Annotated in this window: 18 protein-coding genes and 1 pseudogene; 7 read left to right on the forward strand and 12 right to left on the reverse strand. The window is 72.8% G+C overall.

Translation table 11 applies throughout. The annotated features are described in order from the left end of the window. Positions 1 to 38 precede the first annotated feature (38 nt). Positions 39 to 779 carry an FAD-dependent thymidylate synthase gene (thyX, locus tag A5643_RS16595; protein WP_066858138.1) on the reverse strand — a complete coding sequence of 247 codons (741 nt, stop codon included), beginning with the start codon at positions 777 to 779 and terminating at the stop codon, positions 39 to 41. 90 nt (positions 780 to 869) lie between these two features. On the opposite strand from thyX, the gene A5643_RS16600 reads away from it, so the two are divergent. From A5643_RS16600 to A5643_RS16610, 3 genes are read left to right on the forward strand one after another with little or no spacing between them, the layout of a single operon-like run. Then, positions 870 to 2,330, forward strand: a complete 1,461-nt coding sequence (locus tag A5643_RS16600; protein ID WP_066858141.1) for an FAD-dependent monooxygenase — start codon at positions 870 to 872, stop codon at positions 2,328 to 2,330. Further along, on the forward strand, positions 2,327 to 2,977 hold the full coding sequence (locus tag A5643_RS16605) for a TetR/AcrR family transcriptional regulator (RefSeq protein WP_066858144.1): 651 nt from the start codon (positions 2,327 to 2,329) through the stop codon (positions 2,975 to 2,977). Before A5643_RS16600 ends, A5643_RS16605 begins: the two co-directional genes overlap by 4 nt. Next, entirely contained in the window at positions 2,974 to 3,783 is an 810-nt protein-coding gene (locus tag A5643_RS16610; RefSeq protein WP_066858147.1) for an acyl-CoA thioesterase, read from the forward strand. Before A5643_RS16605 ends, A5643_RS16610 begins: the two co-directional genes overlap by 4 nt. Positions 3,784 to 3,789: 6 nt before the next feature. On the opposite strand, the gene A5643_RS16615 is transcribed toward A5643_RS16610, so the two are convergent. The 3 genes from A5643_RS16615 to A5643_RS16625 are packed head-to-tail and all read right to left on the reverse strand — an operon-like array spanning position 3,790 to position 6,277. Next, positions 3,790 to 4,998, reverse strand: coding sequence for a winged helix-turn-helix domain-containing protein (locus A5643_RS16615; RefSeq protein ID WP_066858150.1), 1,209 nt, complete (start codon positions 4,996 to 4,998; stop codon positions 3,790 to 3,792). Continuing rightward, positions 4,995 to 5,480, reverse strand: coding sequence for a dihydrofolate reductase (locus A5643_RS16620; RefSeq protein ID WP_066858154.1), 486 nt, complete (start codon positions 5,478 to 5,480; stop codon positions 4,995 to 4,997). The genes A5643_RS16615 and A5643_RS16620 overlap by 4 nt, the downstream gene beginning before the upstream one ends. Continuing rightward, a complete protein-coding gene (locus A5643_RS16625) occupies positions 5,477 to 6,277 on the reverse strand; it encodes a thymidylate synthase (RefSeq protein WP_066858156.1) in 801 nt (266 codons plus the stop codon). Before A5643_RS16625 ends, A5643_RS16620 begins: the two co-directional genes overlap by 4 nt. Before the next feature lie 41 nt (positions 6,278 to 6,318). Between A5643_RS16625 and A5643_RS16630 the strand changes: the two genes are divergently transcribed. Beyond that, positions 6,319 to 7,062, forward strand: a complete 744-nt coding sequence (locus A5643_RS16630) for a dienelactone hydrolase family protein (protein WP_066858159.1) — start codon at positions 6,319 to 6,321, stop codon at positions 7,060 to 7,062. 7 nt (positions 7,063 to 7,069) lie between these two features. On the opposite strand, the gene A5643_RS16635 is transcribed toward A5643_RS16630, so the two are convergent. The 7 genes from A5643_RS16635 to A5643_RS16665 all read right to left on the reverse strand — a co-directional run bounded on the left by A5643_RS16635 (position 7,070) and on the right by A5643_RS16665 (position 13,095). Further along, positions 7,070 to 7,516, reverse strand: a complete 447-nt coding sequence (locus A5643_RS16635; RefSeq protein ID WP_066858162.1) for a hypothetical protein — start codon at positions 7,514 to 7,516, stop codon at positions 7,070 to 7,072. Positions 7,517 to 7,582: 66 nt separating this feature from the next. Beyond that, positions 7,583 to 8,038 (reverse strand): flavodoxin family protein, encoded by a 456-nt coding sequence (locus tag A5643_RS16640; protein ID WP_066858165.1) that lies wholly within the window; start codon positions 8,036 to 8,038, stop codon positions 7,583 to 7,585. Then, the gene (locus A5643_RS16645) at positions 8,035 to 8,469 is read right to left on the reverse strand and encodes a hypothetical protein (RefSeq protein WP_066858266.1); all 435 of its coding nucleotides are present in this window, start codon (positions 8,467 to 8,469) and stop codon (positions 8,035 to 8,037) included. The genes A5643_RS16640 and A5643_RS16645 overlap by 4 nt, the downstream gene beginning before the upstream one ends. A 92-nt stretch (positions 8,470 to 8,561) precedes the next feature. After that, positions 8,562 to 9,299, reverse strand: coding sequence for a 4-hydroxy-tetrahydrodipicolinate reductase (dapB, locus tag A5643_RS16650; RefSeq protein ID WP_066858168.1), 738 nt, complete (start codon positions 9,297 to 9,299; stop codon positions 8,562 to 8,564). Positions 9,300 to 9,322: 23 nt separating this feature from the next. Beyond that, positions 9,323 to 10,399 carry a PDR/VanB family oxidoreductase gene (locus A5643_RS16655; protein ID WP_066858171.1) on the reverse strand — a complete coding sequence of 359 codons (1,077 nt, stop codon included), beginning with the start codon at positions 10,397 to 10,399 and terminating at the stop codon, positions 9,323 to 9,325. A 10-nt stretch (positions 10,400 to 10,409) separates the two neighbouring features. Continuing rightward, the gene (locus tag A5643_RS16660; RefSeq protein ID WP_066858174.1) at positions 10,410 to 12,179 is read right to left on the reverse strand and encodes an SDR family oxidoreductase; all 1,770 of its coding nucleotides are present in this window, start codon (positions 12,177 to 12,179) and stop codon (positions 10,410 to 10,412) included. 7 nt (positions 12,180 to 12,186) lie between these two features. Then, on the reverse strand, positions 12,187 to 13,095 hold the full coding sequence (locus tag A5643_RS16665) for a metal-dependent hydrolase (RefSeq protein WP_066858178.1): 909 nt from the start codon (positions 13,093 to 13,095) through the stop codon (positions 12,187 to 12,189). 159 nt (positions 13,096 to 13,254) lie between these two features. On the opposite strand from A5643_RS16665, the gene A5643_RS16670 reads away from it, so the two are divergent. From A5643_RS16670 to A5643_RS18960, 3 genes are all read left to right on the forward strand, one after another. Further along, positions 13,255 to 14,178: a DUF1028 domain-containing protein gene (locus A5643_RS16670; RefSeq protein WP_066858181.1), complete on the forward strand. Its 924-nt coding sequence runs from the start codon at positions 13,255 to 13,257 to the stop codon at positions 14,176 to 14,178. Positions 14,179 to 14,964: 786 nt separating this feature from the next. Continuing rightward, positions 14,965 to 16,506 carry an HNH endonuclease signature motif containing protein gene (locus A5643_RS16675; RefSeq protein ID WP_066858184.1) on the forward strand — a complete coding sequence of 514 codons (1,542 nt, stop codon included), beginning with the start codon at positions 14,965 to 14,967 and terminating at the stop codon, positions 16,504 to 16,506. Positions 16,507 to 16,597: 91 nt separating this feature from the next. Then, positions 16,598 to 16,753 (forward strand): hypothetical protein, encoded by a 156-nt coding sequence (locus A5643_RS18960; protein ID WP_353612579.1) that lies wholly within the window; start codon positions 16,598 to 16,600, stop codon positions 16,751 to 16,753. Here the strand turns inward: A5643_RS18960 and A5643_RS16680 are convergent. Next, positions 16,725 to 17,588, reverse strand: a pseudogene (locus A5643_RS16680) (nitronate monooxygenase); the annotation flags it as partial. The gene A5643_RS18960 and the pseudogene A5643_RS16680 sit on opposite strands and share 29 nt — an antisense overlap. Positions 17,589 to 17,619 lie beyond the last annotated feature (31 nt).

Raw genomic sequence — 17,619 nt, forward strand, 5'->3', positions numbered from 1 at the left:
CCGGTCGCCAGAGGCTCAGGGCTCCGGTCGCCAGCGGCTCACGCCTCGGTCGCCAAGGGCGAGGTGGCGACCTCGGTGCCGTCGGGCAGCGCGCTGATCTCGAAGTCGGCGAACGCGGCCGGCGCCGCCGCGGCCAGCTGCCGCAGGCAGGCGATCGCCAGTCGCCGGATCTCCAGGTCGGCGTGCTCGCTGGCGCGCATCGCGATGAAATGCCGCCAGGCCCGATAGTTGCCGGTCGCCACCACCCGGGTCTCGGTGGCGTTGGGCAGGACCGCGCGGGCGGCCTGGCGGGCCTGTTTGCGCCCGCCGGCGGTTTGCGGGAAGCGCGGCTCCAGCCGCTCCAGCAGCGCGGTGTAGGCGGCGTGACCGGCGTCGGCGGCGGCGGTGAGCAGCCCCTGCAGCTCCGCGTCGTCCTCGAGGCCCGGCGGCAGCACCACCCGGGACGCCTCGGGGACGTAGCGCTGGGAGAGCTGGGAGAACGACAGGTGCCGGTGGCGCAGCAGTTCGTGCGCGCAGGACCGGGAGATCCCGGTGATGTAGAAGCTGACGCTGGCGTGCTCGAACACCGCGAAGTGCCCCACGTCGAGCAGGTGTTTGAGGTAGGCGGCGTTGGTGGCGGTGCGCGGGTTGGGTTTCGACCAGCTCTCGTAGCAGGCCCGGCCGGCGAACTCGACCAGCGCGGGCCCGCCGTCGGCGTCGGCGTCCCAGGCGATGTCGGGCGGCGCGCTGAACTGGGTCTGGGCGATCAGCTGCACCCGCAGCGATGCGGTTTCGGCCACGGCGCCTTACCTTAGCGGCACCCTGTCGCGGACCGGCCCGCTCCGCTATAGTTAGTCACTAACATGTTATCGACTAACACTGGAGGTGTGATGGACACCGCTGTGCTGATCGCCGGGGCGGGCCCGACCGGTTTGGCCGCCGCCTGCGGGCTCGCCGCGGCCGGGGTCGCGGTGCGGGTCGTCGACGCGGCGCCCGCCCCGGCGACCACCTCCCGGGCGTTGGCCCTGCAACCGCGCGGCATCGAGGTCCTCGACCGGTTGGGCGCGCTGGGCGACCTGCCGCAGCGGGCCCAGCCGATCTCCCGGCTGGAGGTGTTCGTCGACGGCTCCGCGATCGCCAGCCTGCGCATCGACCGGGCGTTGCACCGCCAACACGCCCCGGCGGTGCTGGTGGTCTCCCAAGCCGAGATCGAAGCGGCGCTGCGGGACCGGCTGGCCGCCCTGGGCGGCGCGGTGGAGTGGAACCGGCCGGTCACCGCGGTGCAGGGGCACCCCGACGCGGTCACCGTGCGCCTCGGCGACGACACCGTGCTGCGGGCCGGCTGGCTGGTCGGCGCCGACGGGGCCCGCAGCGCCGTCCGCAAAAGCGCCGGCATCGACTTTCCCGGGATGCCGCTGATCGAGCGGTTCCTGCTCGCCGACGTCCGCGCCGACCTCGACCGGCCCCGCGACGCCACCGCCGCCTGGCTGCGCGGCACCGAGCTGGTGGCGGCGTTCCCGCTGCCCGGCGACCGGCTGTGGCGGGTGATGGGCACCGCCCCGGCCGACGGGCCCGACGAGCCGACACCGGACGAGATCGTCGAGCACTTGGGCGCCCGGCTGGCCGCGGAGGCCGGCGGTGTCATCCGCGCCGCCGAGTGGACGTCGATGTTCCGCATCCAGCGCCGGCTGGCCGCCGCCTACCGCCGCGGCCGGGTGCTGCTGGCCGGGGACGCCGCGCACATCCACAGCCCGCTGGGCGGGCAGGGCATGAACACCGGTATCGGTGACGCCGAGAACCTGGCCTGGAAACTGGCCCTGGTGGTGACCGGTCGCGCCGAGCCCGCCCTGCTCGACAGCTATGCCGCCGAGCGCCGCCCGATCGCCGAGGCGGTGCTGACCTCGACCAGCCAGGTGACGATGGGCGCGCTCGGACGTGGGTGGGCCGCCCGGGTGCTGCGCGACCGGGTCGCGGTCCCGCTGCTCAACCGGGAGTGGGTGCAGCGGTTGATCACCGCCGAAGCCTCCCAGTTGCGGGTCTCCTACCGGCACGGGCCGCTGGGCGGGCGGGGCTGGCGCCGCCCGCGCCCCGGCGACCGGGTGCCCGACCGGGATTTCCAGCGCGCCGACGGCACGCCGGTGCGGTTGCACGACGCGGTCGGCCCGGGCTGGGCGCTGGCCGGCCCCGAACCACTCGCGATGCTCGCCGCCGACCGCCTCGGCGCGGTGCAGCACCTGGCCGGCGGCGACGAGGCGTTGCTGATCCGCCCGGACGGGCACCTGGGCTGGCGCGGCCGCGACGCCGACGGGCTGCGCGGCTGGCTGGACCGAACGCTGGGGCCGGCGCGGTGAGCCCGGACTGGCGCGCCCGCAAGAAGGCGGCCACCCGCCGCGCCATCCAGCAGCACGCGCTGGCGCTCTTCGCCGAACAGGGCTACGAGGCGACCACGGTCGAGCAGATCGCCGCGGCCGCCGGGGTGTCGCACATGACCTTCTTCCGGCATTTCCCGCAGAAGGAGGCGGTGGTCGAGGCCGACGACTACGACCCGCTGATGGCGCGGCTGCTGGCCGCCCGGCCGGCCGACGAGCCGCCGCTGGTGGCGTTGCACGCCGCGCTGCGCCAGACCTATGCGCAGGTGCTGGCCGTCGACCGGGCCGCGATGGCGGCGCGGGTGCGGCTGGTGCTCGACACCCCCGCGCTGCGGTCGCGGCTGTGGATCGCCCAGGAGTCGACGGTGGCGCTGTTCGCCGGCGGGCTGGCCGCCCGGGCCGGGCTGGCCGAACCGGATCTGGCGGCGACGGCGCAAGCCACCGCGGCGCTGGCGGCCTCGGCCACCGCCCTGCGGGCCTGGGCCGCCGACGACAGCGCCGACCTCGTCGCGCTGTTGGACGCGGCCTTCGCCGCCCTCGCCGGCGGGCTCGGCTCCCCTGACCGCCGCGCGGCGGCATCCGGCACGATGGGGCCGGCCCATCGACCGTTCCCGGAGGACCCGACGTGACCGCAGCATCCCACCCGTTCGACGACGCCATCGCCGCGCAGGCCGCCGAGCCGGGCCGGCTGCGCGGGCGCACCCTCCCGGCGTGGGCCAACATGGTGGGCCCGTTCGGCGGCATCACCGCCGCCGCCCTGCTGCACGCCGTGCAGCTGCAGCCCGAGCGGGCCGGTGACCCGCTGGCCCTCACCGTCAACTTCGCCGCCCCGATCGCCGAGGGCGACTACGCCATCACCGCCCGGGTGGCCCGCACCAACCGCACCAACCAGCACTGGCTGCTCGAACTCGACCAGGACGGGGAGGTCAAGACCACCGCCAGCGCGGTGTTCGGCGTCCACCGCGACACCTGGGCCGACACCGAGGCCGTCCCGCCGGCGGCGGCTCCACCCGAGCGGATCGCCGCAACCGGGTTGCCCGACGGCATCGAATGGGCCCGCCGCTACGACATGCGCTTCGTCGCCGGGCCGGTGCCGCTGGGCGGCCGCGCCGAAGCCGATTCGACGACCACGCTGTGGGTGCGGGACGCGGCGGGCCGACCGCTGGACTTCGCCGCCCTGGCCGCGGTGTGCGACGTGTTCTATCCGCGGGTGTTCCTGCGCCGCGGCACGTTCCTGCCGGCCGGGACGATCTCGCTGACCACCTATTTCCACACCGATGCCGCCGAACTCGACGCCGTGGGTGGGGATTTCGTGCTGGCCAGTGCCCGCGCCCACCGCTTCAACCGCGGCTACTTCGACCAGAGCGCGCACGTGTGGAGCCGCTCCGGCCGGCTGCTGGCCAGCACCCATCAGCTGGTCTACTTCAAGGGCTGAGCGTCGTCAGGTCAGCGCCCGCAACGCCTCGACCAGATCCCCGCGCTCCCCCACCCGGACCCCGCGCAGCCCCAGCCAGCCGGCCATGGTCTCCAGCTGCCCGGCCAGCGCGCGCACCACCGCGGGACGGTCGATGCCGGCTTCGCCGAACCCGCCGACCACCTGCAGCACCCCGGCCGCCCGGTCGGCCTTGAGGTCCACCCGGGCCACCAGTTCCCCGTCGAGCAGGAACGGCCACACGTAGTAGCCGTAGCGCCGCCGGGCCGGTGGGGTGTAGATCTCGATGCGGTAGTGGAAGCCGAAGAGCCGTTCGACTCGCGGCCGGAAGAAGATCAGCGGGTCGAACGGGCAGAGCAGCGCGGTCCCGCGGTCGCGGCGCGGAACCCGTTGGCCGACACGAAGATACGCCGGTGCCGACCAGTCCTGCACCGCCACCGGTTCCAGCTCACCCGCGGCGACGAGCTCGTGGATCGCCGGGGTGACCTGGGCGGCCGAGAGCCGGAAGTAGTCGCGCAGGTCGGCGGCGGTGGCCTCCCCGAGCGCGCCGGCCGCGCGGGTGACCAGCTCCCGGATCGCGGTCGGCTCGTCGACCTCGCGGGCCAGCACGGCGGCGGGCAGCACGTTCGCGACCAGGTCGTAGTGCCGGGCGAAACCCACCCGGGTGGCGGTGGTGAGCTTGCCGGCGGCGAACAGCGCCTCAGCCACCCATTTGGTGGTGCTGCGCTGCCACCAGGCGCCCCGGGCGCGGCGCGGCGCGGCCTGCAGGTGCGCCTCGATCTGACCGGCGGTGGCCGGGCCGAGCTCGGCGACGGCGCCCAGCACCTCCTCGGCCAGCCGCGGGTGCTCGCGCAGCAGTTCGGTGCGGTAGCGGCCGTACCGGTACTCGCGCATGCGCCAGCGCAGCAGCGGCCAGTCGGCCACCGCCATCAGCGCGGCCTCGTGCGCCCAGTACTCGACCAGCAATCGCGGTGAGCGCGCACTGTGCGCCCAGGCGGCCCGGTCGAGCAGCCCCCGGTCGTAGGGGCCGAGCCGGGAGAACACCGGCGCGTAGTGCGCCCGCACGGCCACCGACACCGAATCCAGTTGCAGCAGTTGGATTCGGGCGATGACCCGCTTGAGGTTGGCCGCGGTGACCGGCGCGGCGGGCGGCCCGGCCGCCAACCCCTGGGCGTCCACCGCGATGCGGCGCGCCTGCGCGCGACTCAGTCGCGTCATGCCCGCCGGTAGCCGACGAACCGGTAGCGCAGCCCGGTGCGGCTGGTCTGCCACTCCCCCGGCTCGGCCCGCCAGGAGGCGTCGAGGTCCGGGGCCATCGTGTCACCGGGGCGGGGCGGCAGGTCGAGGTCGACCTCGGTGACCTCGCAGCGGGTGGCGTGCGGCAGCGCCAGGGCGTAGATCTGGGCGCCGCCGATCACCCAGACCCGCTCGGGCTGCGCACCGAGCGCGGCGGGCAGGTCGGTCACCACGCGGGCGCCGTCGGCGCGGTAGCCGGGGTCGCGGCTGAGCACGACGTTGTCCCGGTCGGGCAGCGGGCGCACCGCCGCGGGCAGCGACTCCCAGGTCGCCCGCCCCATCACCACGGTGGCCCCGAGCGTGAGCCGTTTGAAGTGGGCCAGGTCCTCCGGCAGATGCCAGGGAATGCCGCCGTCGCGGCCGATCACCCCGGTGCGCGACTGCGCCCAGATCAGCCCGGTCATACCGCGACCGGCGCTTTGATCGCCGGGTGCGGGTCGTAGTTCTCGATGGTGATGTCGTCGTAGGTGTAGTCGAAGATCGAGTCCCGCGCGGCCAGCCGCAGTGTCGGGTAGGGCCGGGGTGCGCGGCTGAGCTGCTCGCGGACCTGGTCGACGTGGTTGCTGTAGATGTGGCAGTCCCCGCCGGTCCAGATGAACTCGCCGACCTTCAGCCCGGCCTGGGCGGCCATCATGTGGGTCAGCAGCGCGTAGCTGGCGATGTTGAACGGCACCCCCAAGAACAGGTCGGCGCTGCGCTGGTAGAGCTGGCAGCTCAAGGCGCCGTCGGCGACGTAGAACTGGAACAGCGCATGGCAGGGCGCCAGCGCCATCTTGTCCAGCTCGCCGACGTTCCAGGCCGAGACGATGATCCGCCGGGAGTCCGGGTCGGTGCGCAACAGCTCCAGTGCGGCGGTGATCTGGTCGACGTGCTCGCCGCTGGGGGTGGGCCAGGACCGCCACTGCACCCCGTAGATGGGGCCCAGATCGCCGCTGTCCGAGGCCCATTCGTCCCAGATGGTGACCCCGTGGTCGCGCAGCCAGCCGATGTTGGAGTCGCCGCGCAGAAACCACAGCAGCTCGTAGATCACCGACTTGGTGTGCACTTTCTTGGTGGTGATCAGCGGGAACCCGGCGGCCAGGTCGTAGCGCAGCTGGTGGCCGAACAGGCTGCGGGTGCCGGTGCCGGTCCGGTCGTCCTTGGGAGTGCCCCGCTCGAGCACCAGGGCCAACAAATCCTCGTACGGGGTCGCGATCGGCACGGCCCCAGCTTACGGTGTGACCAACCGGCAGAAGGGACGCCATGCCCACCATCACCGACACGGTGCACACCGCCGACGGCGCGTGCCCGGTCAGCCTGACCACCGCCGACGACGGCGCCGGGCCGTGGCCGGCGGTGGTGATGTATCCCGACGCCGGCGGGGTGCGCGACACCTTCACCGCGATGGCCGCCCGACTGGCCGCCGACGGCTACGCGGTGCTGCTGCCCGACGTCTACTACCGCCAGCCGGGCTGGGCGCCGTTCGACATGGCCGGGGTGTTCGCCGATCCCAAGGAGCGGGCCCGGATCTTCGCGATGATCCGCGGGGTGACCGCCGAGATGACCGCCCGCGACGCGGCCGCGTTCTTCGACTACCTGGCCGGCCGGCCCGAGGTGCGCGGCGAGCGGTTCGGCACCACCGGCTACTGCATGGGCGGGCGGATGTCGCTGGTGGTGGCCGGTCAGCTCGGCGAGCGGGTGGGCGCTGCGGCGTCGTTCCACGGCGGCGGGCTGGTCAGCGACGCCGCCGACAGCCCGCACCGGGCCGCCGGGCGGATCCGGGCGGCGGTCTATGTCGCCGGGGCCACCGGGGATGCGGCGTTCACCGCCGCCCAGGCCCGCACCCTGGGCGAGGCGCTGACCGCCGCCGGGGTGCGCCACCGCATCGAGACCTATCCGGCCGCGCACGGTTTCGCCGTGCCCGACAACGCCCCCTTCGACGCCGACGCCGCCGAACGGCACTGGCAGGCCACCCGCGAGTTCTTCGCCGCGGAGCTGTCCGGGTGAGCGGTGTTCAGCGCCGGCGCAGCACCCCGGCGGCGGCGCGGACCACGCCGCGCGCCGCGTAGACCGCGGTCAGCACCGCCAGCGCCACCAGCACCACGAACAGGGCCAGCCAGTCGTCGCGGCCGTGGTCGATGTTCCACCAGATGACGGCGAACAGCACGGTGCAGACGAACAGCACCAGGTCACGCCAGTTGCCCTGATAGCCGGTCAGCGCGGCCCGCAGCGCCCGCCGTTGGTCGGCGGCGGCCACCAGGTCGTCGATGCGGTCGTCGATGCTGCGCTGCAGGCCGGCCCGGCGCTCGACCTGATCGGCCGGGATCCGGTCCAGCAGGTCGAGGTCGGCTTTGAGGCCCGCCCGCAGGTCGGGGCCGCGCAGGTTGCCCGCGGCGGCACCGAGCAGCACGCCGCCCAACAGCGGCGCCGATCCCAAGGCCAAGCTGGACAGTGCGGGCATCGGGTCTCCTCGGGTGGCGCCGGCTGCAACGCTGTATTCCTATCAGGGTTGCGACCGGGTCGGGGCTCACTCCATCAGCCCGGCCGCCAGGGTGCCGCCCAGCTCCCAGCAGGCCTCGAGCTGTTCCTTGGTCGGCTTTCCCGACACCACCACGTAGTCGGCGGCCTTGGCCCAGCCCAGCCCGGTGGTGATCGAGTCGACGGCCCGCTCGGCGCCCTCGGTGCCCTCGTTGCCGTGCAGGTAGAGCCCGTAGGGTCGGCCGCGGGTGGAGTCCAGGATCTGGTAATAGGTGGTGTCGAAGGCGTGTTTGAGCGCGCCGGAGATGTAGCCGAGGTTGGCCGGGCTGCCCAACACGTAGCCGTCGGCGGCGAGCATGTCGGAGGCCGAAACCTCCAGTGCCGCACGGCGGGTCACCTCCACCCCGTCGATCTCGGGGTCGGTGGCCCCGGCGACGACGGCTTCGAACATCGCCTGGCAGAACGGCGACGGGGTGTGGTGGATGATCAGCAGTGTCTTGCTCATCGGCCCTCCGGTTCGCGCTGTCCTTCCTGCATGGCCACCGCTTTCTTCATCGCCGCCCGGGCCCGACCGCGGTCACCGGCGTAGTCGTAGGCGCGGGCCAGCCGGTACCAGCGGCGCCAGTCACCCGGGTCGGCCTCGGCCTCGGCGCGCACCTGGTGGAACAGCGCGTCGGCCGCCTCCCGGTTGATCCGGCCCGACGGCCGCCGGGGCAGCGCGCTGACGTCGAGTTCCAGTCCGTCGCGGGCGACCAGCCGCGCCAGCCGCTGGTGGGCGAGCCCGGCCCGCAGGGTGGCGATCATCGCCCACAGCCCGATGCCCGGCAGGATCAGCACCGCCAGCCCCAGCCCGATGGCGGCCGGGCGCCCGGAGCCGATCAGCAGCAGCGCGGTGCGCCCCAGCAGCGCGAAGTACACCAGCAGGGCCAAGCACATGAACCCGATCAGCAGCTGGGTGCGCAGCGCGCCCGCTGTGCCGGTGCGGGCCGGGTCGTCGGTCGCCGGGTCGTCGGTCGCCGGGTCGTCAGTCATCGCAGGTCGAGGAGTGGTTCGAGGCCGAGGGTCAGGCCGGGGCGGGCCGCGATGCCGCGCACGGCCAGCAGCACCCCGGGCACGAACGAGGTGCGGTCGTAGCTGTCGTGGCGGATGCTCAGCGTCTCGCCCATCGTGCCGAGCAGCACCTCCTGATGGGCGACCATCCCGGTCATGCGCACCGAGTGCACCGGCACCCCGTCGACGTCGGCGCCGCGAGCCCCCGGCAGCGCGGTGCTGGTGGCGTCCGGGTTGGCCGGCAGGCCGGTGCGGGCCTCGGCGATCAGTTGCGCGGTGCGCATCGCGGTGCCGGAGGGGGCGTCGGCCTTCTGCGGGTGGTGCAGTTCGATGACCTCCACCGACTCGAAGTGCCGGGCCGCCTGGGTCGCGAAGTGCATGCACAGCACCGCGCCGATCGCGAAGTTCGGGGCGATGAGCACCCCGGTCTCCGGCGCGTCGGCCAGCCAGGTGCGCACCTGTTCCAGGCGTTGCGCGGTGAACCCGGTGGTGCCGACCACGGCGTGAATCCCGTTGTCGATCAAGAACTTCAGGTTGTCCATCACCACGTCGGGGTGGGTGAAGTCGATCACGGCCTCGGTGCCGGAGTCGGTGAGCAGGCTCAGCGGGTCGCCGGCGTCGACCTCGGCGGACAGCGTCAGGTCCTCGGCGGATGACACCGCCGCCACCATCGTCGCCCCGACCTTGCCCTTGGCTCCCAGCACTCCGACTCGCATGGCCCCAGCCTATCGGCCGCGGCTCAGCGGTCGACGACGATCCGTCCGCCCCGCGCCCGCGACACGCACACCAGCATGTCGTCCTCGCCTTCGGCGGCGCGGCCGCGCCGGTCGACCTCGCCGTCGAGCACCCCGACCCGGCAGGTGCCGCAGAAGCCCTGCTGGCAGGAGTACGGGGTGGTGGGTTCGATGTCGAGCATGACCGCCAGTGCCGACCGGTCGGCGGGAACCTGCAGCACCCGCCCGGAGCGGGCCAACTCCAACTCGAAGGGCACCCCGCCGACGATCGGCGGCGGGCTGAACCGTTCGTAGTGCAGCGGGGCGTCGGCGTGGGCGTCGCGGGCGGCGCGCACGCCTTCCAGCAACCCGCTGGGCCCGCAGACGTACACCGCGGTGCGCGGGCCGGCGTCGGCGAGCAGGTCGGCGACGGTGGCGAACCCGCCGCGCTCCGCGTCGGACCAGACCGTGACCCGCTCGGGGTCCACCGCGGTCACCTCGTCGAGCAGCGGCATGAACTCGCGGCTGCGCCCGGCGTAGACGGCGCGCCAGTTGATCCCGCGCGCGTGCGCCTCGATGATCATCGGCAGGATCGGGGTGACGCCGATGCCGCCGATCACGAACAGCACGTCGTCCTCGCCGCTGCCGAGATGAAATGCGTTGCGGGGCCCCTCGAAGACCAGGGTGTCACCCTCGGCGTACGCCTCGTGCATCTCGACCGAGCCCCCGCCGCCGTCATCGAGGCGGCGCACCGCGATGCGGTAGTCGCTGCGCCGGCCGGGCGGGCCGCACAGCGAATACTGGCGCCGCAGGCCCGAGGGCAGCCGCACGTCGATGTGCCCGCCGGGGGTCCAGCTGGGCAGCAGGCCGCCGTCGGGGTCGGCGAGGGTCAGCCCGACCACGTCGGGGGCGAGCATCTCGCGTTTGGTGACCACCGCGGTGAGGGTGCGCGGCACCGGGGTCACCTTGGACGGTTTCCACCAGGAGGCGGAGGTGATGCCGCCGAAGACGACGCCGAGCCCCCACAACGCGGTGAACAACCGGTCGCGTTTACGCCTGCCGTACAGATCGGTGGGCCGGGTCTCCCACAGTGGTTGCGCCACAGTGGTTCTCCTAGGTCTGCCGCAGGTCGAGGCGGGCAAGCAGCCGCACCGCGGTCGGGCTGATCCGGCGCATCGCGTAGCCGAGCCGGGATTCCGGGGCGATCGGCAACACCGGCGGGCCGGTCCGCACCGCCTTGACGATCGCCTTGGCGGTGGCCTCGGGCGTGTAGTTGCGGCGCCGGTAGGCGGCATCCGCCTTCTCCCGCGCGCGGTCCTGCGCGTCGGCGCTCATCCCGGCGTAGACGGTGTTCTTGGCGATGTTGGTGTTGACGAAGCCGGGGCAGACGGCGGTGACCGTGATGCCGTCGTCGGCCAGGTCGGCGCGCAGCGATTCGCTGAACGCCAGCACCGCCGCCTTGGTGGTGCCGTAGGCCACCATCGACTTCGACGGCAGGAACGCCGCCGCGGAGGCCACGTTGATGATGGTGCCGCCCTCGCCGCGTTCGACCATCTGCTCGGCGAACGCGCGGGAGCCGTTGAGCACTCCGCGCAGGTTGACCGCCAGGATGTCGTCCCAGTTCTGCGCGGAGGTCTCCAGGAAGCGGCCGGCCATCCCGATGCCGGCGTTGTTGACCAGGATGTCGATGACGCCGTGTTCGGATTTCACTTGGGCGGCAAGCGCGTTGATCGCGGTGTCGTCGGTGACGTCGACCTGGTAGACCGCCGCGTCGGCGCCCGCGGCTCGCACGGCGGCGGCGGTGTCGGCGGCGGCGTCGCGATCCCGGTCGACGATGACGACGGTGCGCGCGCCCTGCCGGGCGAACTCGATCGCGGTGGCCCGGCCGATACCTGCTCCGGCCCCGGTGATCAGTGCGGTCTTCCCGGCGACCTCGCCGCGAAGCCCGTGCGGCACACCGGCGGGCACCGTCGCCGCCGCCACGGCCCGGTCGACCCATTCGGCGGTGAGCCGGGCGATGACGTCGGGGCGGCTGGTGATCACCCAGTGCCCGCCCTCGATGGGCACCACCCGGCCGCCGGGCGGGATCGAGCCGGTGAACCGCTGCAGCGCCGGGCTGACGAACAGGTCCTTGCGCGGCACCAGGACCTGCACCGGCACCCTGGCCTCGGGCAGTTCGCGGGTCGGGGCGAACAGCGCGCCGGGCATGTTGGCGCGGTAGAGGTTCAGCCCGTTGAGGAAGTCCTTGTCGGTGCGCGCCGGGTCGCGGTCCTGGCTGCGGGTGCTGGAGCGGCCGATGCGTTCCAGTCCGGTGATGACCCGCTGTCCCAGGCCGGAGCGGAAGATCGCTTCGGGGAGCCGCGGGGTCAAAAACAGCCAGATGTAGCCCGACGACACGGCCTGCTTGGCCACGTCGGCCACCCCGCCCGGGGTGCGCGCGGAGCGCAGGAACTTCCCGGCGTAGTCCAGGTGCGGACCCGAGATCGACGTGTAGGAGCCGATTTTGGCGACCAGCTCGGGGTCGGTGACCGCCGCCCAGCCCTGGATCGAGCCCCAGTCGTGGCCGAGCAGGTGCACCTCGTCGACGCCGAGTTCGGCGATGACCGCGCCGATGTCGGCGACCAGTTGCGGCAGCCGGTAGGCCGACCGGTCGCCGGGCACCGCCGACTCGCCGGCGCCGCGCACGTCGAAGGCGACGACGTTGTAGCGGTCCGGGTAGCTGCGGAGCAGTTCCTCGGCGACCCCGTCCCACACGTGGTGGTTGTCGGGGTAGCCGTGCACGGCCAGGATCGTCGGCCGGCCGGGGTCGACGTCGGTGTAGCGGTGCACGGCCAGCGCGATCCCGTCGGACGCGGTGACGGTGATGGGTGTCGGGTCGGTCATCGGGGCCTCAGTGGGTGGCTCGGGCGGCCGGGGAGACCGCGAGATAGTTGACGGCCTTCTCGATTCCGCCGAGTTGGGACGGGTGGAAACCGGGCCGGTAGTAGGCGGCGATCACCCGCAGGAAGCGCCAGGGCGCGGGCACCAGGCCACGACGCGCGGAGGTGAACCAGTCCCGCCAGCGGGGTTTGACGCCGGCCGGCAACTCCGGGTCGACGCGGTACATGTAGCGCAGCCCGCGCACCCACAGCAGCAGCATCAGCGGGGTGACCAGCAGCTGGGTACGCACCTGGCGCCAGTAGCCGGATTGCAGGTGTTTCATCACGTCGAAGGCGACGGCCTTGTGCTCGACCTCCTCCGCGCCGTGCCAGCGCAGCATGTCCAGCATCACCGGGTGGGTGCCGACGGCGTCGTGGGCGGGTGTGTCGAGGATCCACTCCCCCAGGATCGCGGTGTAGTGCTCGATGGCGGCCACCAGCGCCACCCGTTCCAGCAGCCAGGCCCGCTGGCGCCGGATGCTCCACCGCGGCCGGTCGCCCAGCAGCTTGTCGAACAGCCAGTGCATCTGGTCGGTGAACGGTGTCATGTCGATGCCGTTGGCGGCGAAGTAGTCGACCACCCCGGCGTGGGCCTGCGAGTGCAGCGCCTCCTGGCCGATGAACCCCTGCACGTCGAGGCGCAGCTGTTCGTCGCGGATCAGCGGCAGCGCCTGCTTGAACACCTCGACGAAGAACTCTTCGCCGGCGGGCAGCAGCAGGTGCAGCACGTTGCAGAAGTGGGTCGTGAACGGTTCGCCCGGCACGTAGTGCACCGGCAGGTCCGCCCAGTCGAAGGCCACGTCACGGGCCTGCAGCACGATGCGTTCGTGGTCCAGGGATCCGTCGTGCGGGCCCGCTGACCGGTCGTCGACGGTGAGCATTCCGACCTCCTGACTGGTGTCGCCCCGCAGATATCTTTACATATACGGGTGTTTTGTCTGCGATGTGGACATAAAGTGTTTTGAAGTATACCCGGGACCGTCGGTACTGGGAAGGGCTTGGGGCGCGCCGCGCACCGACCGGCTGGAACAATTCGGCCCATGACCTATTCGGTTGTCCTGCGCGACCCGGCCAGCGGGGCGTTCGGCGTGGCCGCCCAGTCCCACTACCTCGCCGTCGGGGCGGTGGTGCCGTGGGCCCGAGCCGGCGTCGGAGCGGTGGCCAGCCAGGCTATCCCCGATCCGCGCTACGGCGCCCAGGGCATTGCCGCGCTGGCCGCGGGCGCAACCGCCCCCGAGGCGCTGCAGGACCTGCTGGCGGCCGATGTCGCCCCGGAGCTACGTCAGGTGGCGATGGTCGACACGGCCGGACAGGTCGCCGTCCACACCGGCGAGCGCTGCATCCCGGCCGCCGGCGCGCGGCGCGGACCGGGCTGGAGCGTGCAGGGCAACATGCTCGCCGGCGAGGAGGTGCTCGACGCGATGGCGGCGGTGCTGACCGATCCGGACGCGCCGGCGGATCTGGCACGCCGACTGCTGGCGGTGCTGCGCGCGGGCGAGGACGCCGGCGGCGATGTGCGCGGCAGCCAGGCCGCGGCGCTGCGGGTCGTCGCCGGCGACCGCCAACCCGACGGCGGCGTGCTGGTCGACCTGCGCGTCGACGACGCCGTCGATGCGGTGGCCGAGCTGGACCGGCTCCTGGCCCGACACGAGGCCACCACCGCGGTGGGGGCCGCGTTCGCCCTGATCGTCGACGGCGCCGCCGACCTGCCCGCCGGGCTGGTCGAGGCGGTCAGCGCCGGCACCCGCCGGGCCGAGCCCGCCCTGGGCGCCAACCCCGAGCCGCCGCTGTGGCGGGCGGTGCTGCTGGCCCGCGCCGGCCGGCTGACCGAGGCCCGCACCGAGTACCTCACCGCCCTGCACCTCCAGCCGCGCCTGCACGACGTCGGCGCGAAGCTGGCCGCGGTCGGGTTTCTGCCCGAGCCGGCGGCCGCAACGCTCTGCGCCGACCCGGCACGCCCGTAGGTGCAGTGCACAACGTGGCCTGCTGGAAAATTTGAGGTCGGCGGAATGTGCGAGAACCGAATGCATGCTTGGTGCCTTGCCGCCGAATTTTGAGCACCTGCCGAGCCCGAAGAGACGACAAGCAGTGGCGTCACCGGCAACGCGTTCTCTATCGACGTCGCCCAGTCCCGGGATGTCCACTACTTCGTCTTGTGCTGACCTCGAAATCAACTTTACTGTCTGACGGATTTCCATTTGGTACCCGTCGCGCCGCTTTCGGCGGCCGGCCAGTGCCAGCACATTCCCCTACTAGTGGACCACAATGCCAAGGGATGACTCCCCTGCTGTTCAGCGTGAAAGTCTGATAGCAGATTGAACACGCCCCTTTCGACTGTCGCTTTGTTCCCATTTCACGCCACCCGTTTTCTTGGCCCACAGTTATCCCGCCATCCTTCCACTACCTGCACTGGCCCGGTGCCCTACCGGCCTAAATGCGTGGGCTTGAAAAAGGACTATTCCCCGCGTTGAAACTGAAGGCCGACCCAAAGACACGGCGGGTCGCACAATGGACTTCCAAGTGCCCGGCGGGGCAATTTTCCATCGGGACCGCACGTGTGAAGAAGCCTCCGCCCGCCTCCGGTGCGGCAAAATTACTGACTAGAAGAACCCCGACAGCCCGCCACCGGCACGTGCGCCGACCCAACGTCGTTGTTGGTCGCCACGATCACGGCGTCGCCAGAGGATGGCGCGCCACAGAGTGGCACTGACAGAAAGCACGTGTCGGAGGAACGCGCTACAATCGAACGTATGTTCGATGCATTGCCGCTGGCCCTTGAAGAGCTACCCCAGTCCGACGACGCGAGCGTGGTCGCGGCGATCAGCGGCTGGGCCCGGATCGAGGCGGCCGCCGCGGCGCGGCGCCTGGCCGCCATCGCCGAGCTCACCGCCCGGCGCGCCGGGGCCGTCACCGAACGCGAACTCTGGTCCTGTGACGACTGGGACGCCACCGCCGCCGAGGTGGCCGCCGCCCTGCGCATCAGCCACGGCAAAGCCTCCGGGCAGATGTATCTGGCCACCGCGCTGCGCAACCGGCTGCCCAAGGTCGCGAAGCTGTTCGCCGAAGGCCGGCTCAGCGCCCAACTGGTGTCCACCATTTCTTGGCACAGCGCCTTGATCAAGGATCCCGATGCGCTGGACCGGGTGGATTCCGCCCTAGCCCGGGATGCGCTGCGCTACGGGCCGATGTCGGCGACCAAAACGGCCCAGGCCATCGACGCGATCATCGATGAGCACGACCCCGGTGCGCTGCGCCAGACCCGGGCGAGCTCGCGCTGTCGCGACCTGGTCGTCGACACCGGCGCCAGCCGCCACGGCACCACCCCGCTGTGGGGCAGGTTGTACGCCCACGACGCCACGACCCTGGACCGGCGGCTGATGCAGATGGCCCACGAGGTCTGCGACGACGACCCGCGGACCGTCGCCCAACGCCGCGCCGATGCCCTCGGCGCGTTGGCCGCCGGGCGTGACCGGCTGGTCTGCGGCTGCGGCGGCCCGCACTGCCCGGCCGCGAGCGAGACAGCGCCATCAGCGGGCCCCGCCGGCGTGGTCATCCATGTGCTCGCCGACGCGGCGACGGTGGACACCCCGGTGGATCCGCACAACAGCGGCGAGCACCCGCTGCCGCCGAGCGGGTTCCTCCGGCTGACCGATCCGCCGCTGCCCGAGCCGGACCCGCCCGCCACGACCGCGCCCGCGGCGCTGCTGCTCGGCGGGCCGGTGCTACCCGCGCCGCTGCTGGCAGAGTTGATCCGCAACGGCGCCACGATCCGCCCGGTGCGGCTCCCGGATCCGTCCGCTCCGCCCGAGCCCGGCTACCGCCCGCCGGCGCGGCTGGCCGAGTTCATCCGGTTGCGCGACCTGACCTGCCGGTTCCCGGGCTGCGATCACCCGGCCGAGTTCTGCGACATCGACCACACCATCGCCTACGGCGAAGGCGGGTTGACCCACCCGTCGAACCTCAAACTGTTATGCCGAAAACATCACTTGCTCAAGACGTTCTGGACCGAGTGGCGCGACGTTCAGTATCCCGACGGCACCGTCGAGTGGACCAGTCCCACCGGCCGCGTCTACACCACCAGCCCCGGAAGTCGGCTGCTGTTTCCGCGGCTGTGTCGGCCCACCGGCCGATTGACCGCGAGCATGTCGGGGCCGCGCACCGGCGGGCAGCGCGGGTTGATGATGCCGCTGCGAAAACGCCCCCGGTGGCAGGACCGCGCCCACCGCATCAACGTGGAGCGCAACCTCAACGCGGCCCACGTCGCCGAACGCAACGAGCCGCCGCCGTTCTAGTCGACCCCGCTCACCCCGCCGCCAGCCCGGCTACGATATCGCCCGCCGGTTCGACCCGATCGCGCCGCCGGCGTATCCGGAGCTGAACCAGCTGACCGCGCCGATCCGCAAGGCCGCGGTGGCCGCCGGGGACCCGCACGGCGCCAGTCTGTGGGCCGGCACCGCGCACGGCGCTATCCGGGCGGGGGCGGCGGGCGATATCGTAGCCGGGCTGGCGGCGGCGCGATCGGGTCGAACCGGCGGGTGAAGTCGTTGACCAGGCTGCGCGCGTACCGCCCGGAGAACGCCCGGGTCACCACGGTGGCGCTGAACGCCGAGTTCTGCAGTGCGGCGCGGTGCACCGGGTTGGTGCCGGCCTCCTCGGCCAGTAGCAGCGCGGTCCCGACCTGGGCGGCCGCCGCTCCCCCGGCCAGCACCGCGGCGACCCCGGCGGCGGCGCCCAGCCCGCCCGCCGCGATCAGCGGCACCTCGGCCACCGCGCGGACCCGCTCGAGCAGGGTGCTCAGCGGCGCGGCGCTCGGCTCGTCTCCGGTCCGGAAGGTGCCCCGGTGCCCGCCCGCACCCGGGCCTTGCACCACCAGCCCGTCGGCTCCGGCCTGCACTGCCTGCGCGGCCTCCTGCGCCGAGGTGACGGTCACCAGGGTGAGCACCCCGCGGCGCCGCAACCGGTCCAGCACCGCCGCCGACGGGCAGCCGAAGGTGAACGACACCGCCTCCGGCGCCGTCTCGGCGATCACGTCGAGTTTGGCGGCCCACCCGTCGTCGTCGCCGGGCCGGGGCTGACCGACCCGGGCGCCGTAATGCTCGGCCCAGACCGCCAATTCGTCGCTGTAGCGTTGCACCTCGCCGGCATCGGAATGATCCTGCTGCGGCACGAACACGTTGACCGCGATCGGCCCCGACGTCAGGCCGCGGGCCGCCGCGATGGTGTCGGCGAACCGCTCGGCGCTCAGATACCCGCCGGCCAGAAAGCCCAGGCCGCCGGCGTTGGTCACCGCCGCCGCCAGCTCCGGGGTGCTCGGGCCGCCGGCCATCGGCGCGCCGACCACCGGGGTCGTCAGTTCCTCGAGTCTGAACACCACCATTGCAGTCTGCCACTGCCGAGAGCCGGTC

It is taken from the genome of Mycobacterium sp. 1274756.6 (assembly GCF_001668625.1).
In the GTDB taxonomy this organism is placed as follows: Bacteria; Actinomycetota; Actinomycetes; order Mycobacteriales; family Mycobacteriaceae; genus Mycobacterium.

What these genes read in the sequence shown, in the direction of transcription:
- A5643_RS16600 (WP_066858141.1), top strand. Translation starts at nt 870, where the DNA reads ATGGACACCGCTGTGCTGATCGCCGGGGCGGGCCCGACCGGTTTGGCC.
- A5643_RS16615 (WP_066858150.1), bottom strand. Translation starts at nt 4,998, where the DNA reads ATGACGCGACTGAGTCGCGCGCAGGCGCGCCGCATCGCGGTGGACGCC.
- A5643_RS16620 (WP_066858154.1), bottom strand. Translation starts at nt 5,480, where the DNA reads ATGACCGGGCTGATCTGGGCGCAGTCGCGCACCGGGGTGATCGGCCGC.
- A5643_RS16630 (WP_066858159.1), top strand. Translation starts at nt 6,319, where the DNA reads ATGCCCACCATCACCGACACGGTGCACACCGCCGACGGCGCGTGCCCG.
- A5643_RS16635 (WP_066858162.1), bottom strand. Translation starts at nt 7,516, where the DNA reads ATGCCCGCACTGTCCAGCTTGGCCTTGGGATCGGCGCCGCTGTTGGGC.
- A5643_RS16640 (WP_066858165.1), bottom strand. Translation starts at nt 8,038, where the DNA reads ATGAGCAAGACACTGCTGATCATCCACCACACCCCGTCGCCGTTCTGC.
- A5643_RS16645 (WP_066858266.1), bottom strand. Translation starts at nt 8,469, where the DNA reads ATGTGCTTGGCCCTGCTGGTGTACTTCGCGCTGCTGGGGCGCACCGCG.
- dapB (WP_066858168.1), bottom strand. Translation starts at nt 9,299, where the DNA reads ATGCGAGTCGGAGTGCTGGGAGCCAAGGGCAAGGTCGGGGCGACGATG.
- A5643_RS16660 (WP_066858174.1), bottom strand. Translation starts at nt 12,179, where the DNA reads ATGACCGACCCGACACCCATCACCGTCACCGCGTCCGACGGGATCGCG.
- A5643_RS16665 (WP_066858178.1), bottom strand. Translation starts at nt 13,095, where the DNA reads ATGCTCACCGTCGACGACCGGTCAGCGGGCCCGCACGACGGATCCCTG.
- A5643_RS16670 (WP_066858181.1), top strand. Translation starts at nt 13,255, where the DNA reads ATGACCTATTCGGTTGTCCTGCGCGACCCGGCCAGCGGGGCGTTCGGC.
- A5643_RS16675 (WP_066858184.1), top strand. Translation starts at nt 14,965, where the DNA reads ATGTTCGATGCATTGCCGCTGGCCCTTGAAGAGCTACCCCAGTCCGAC.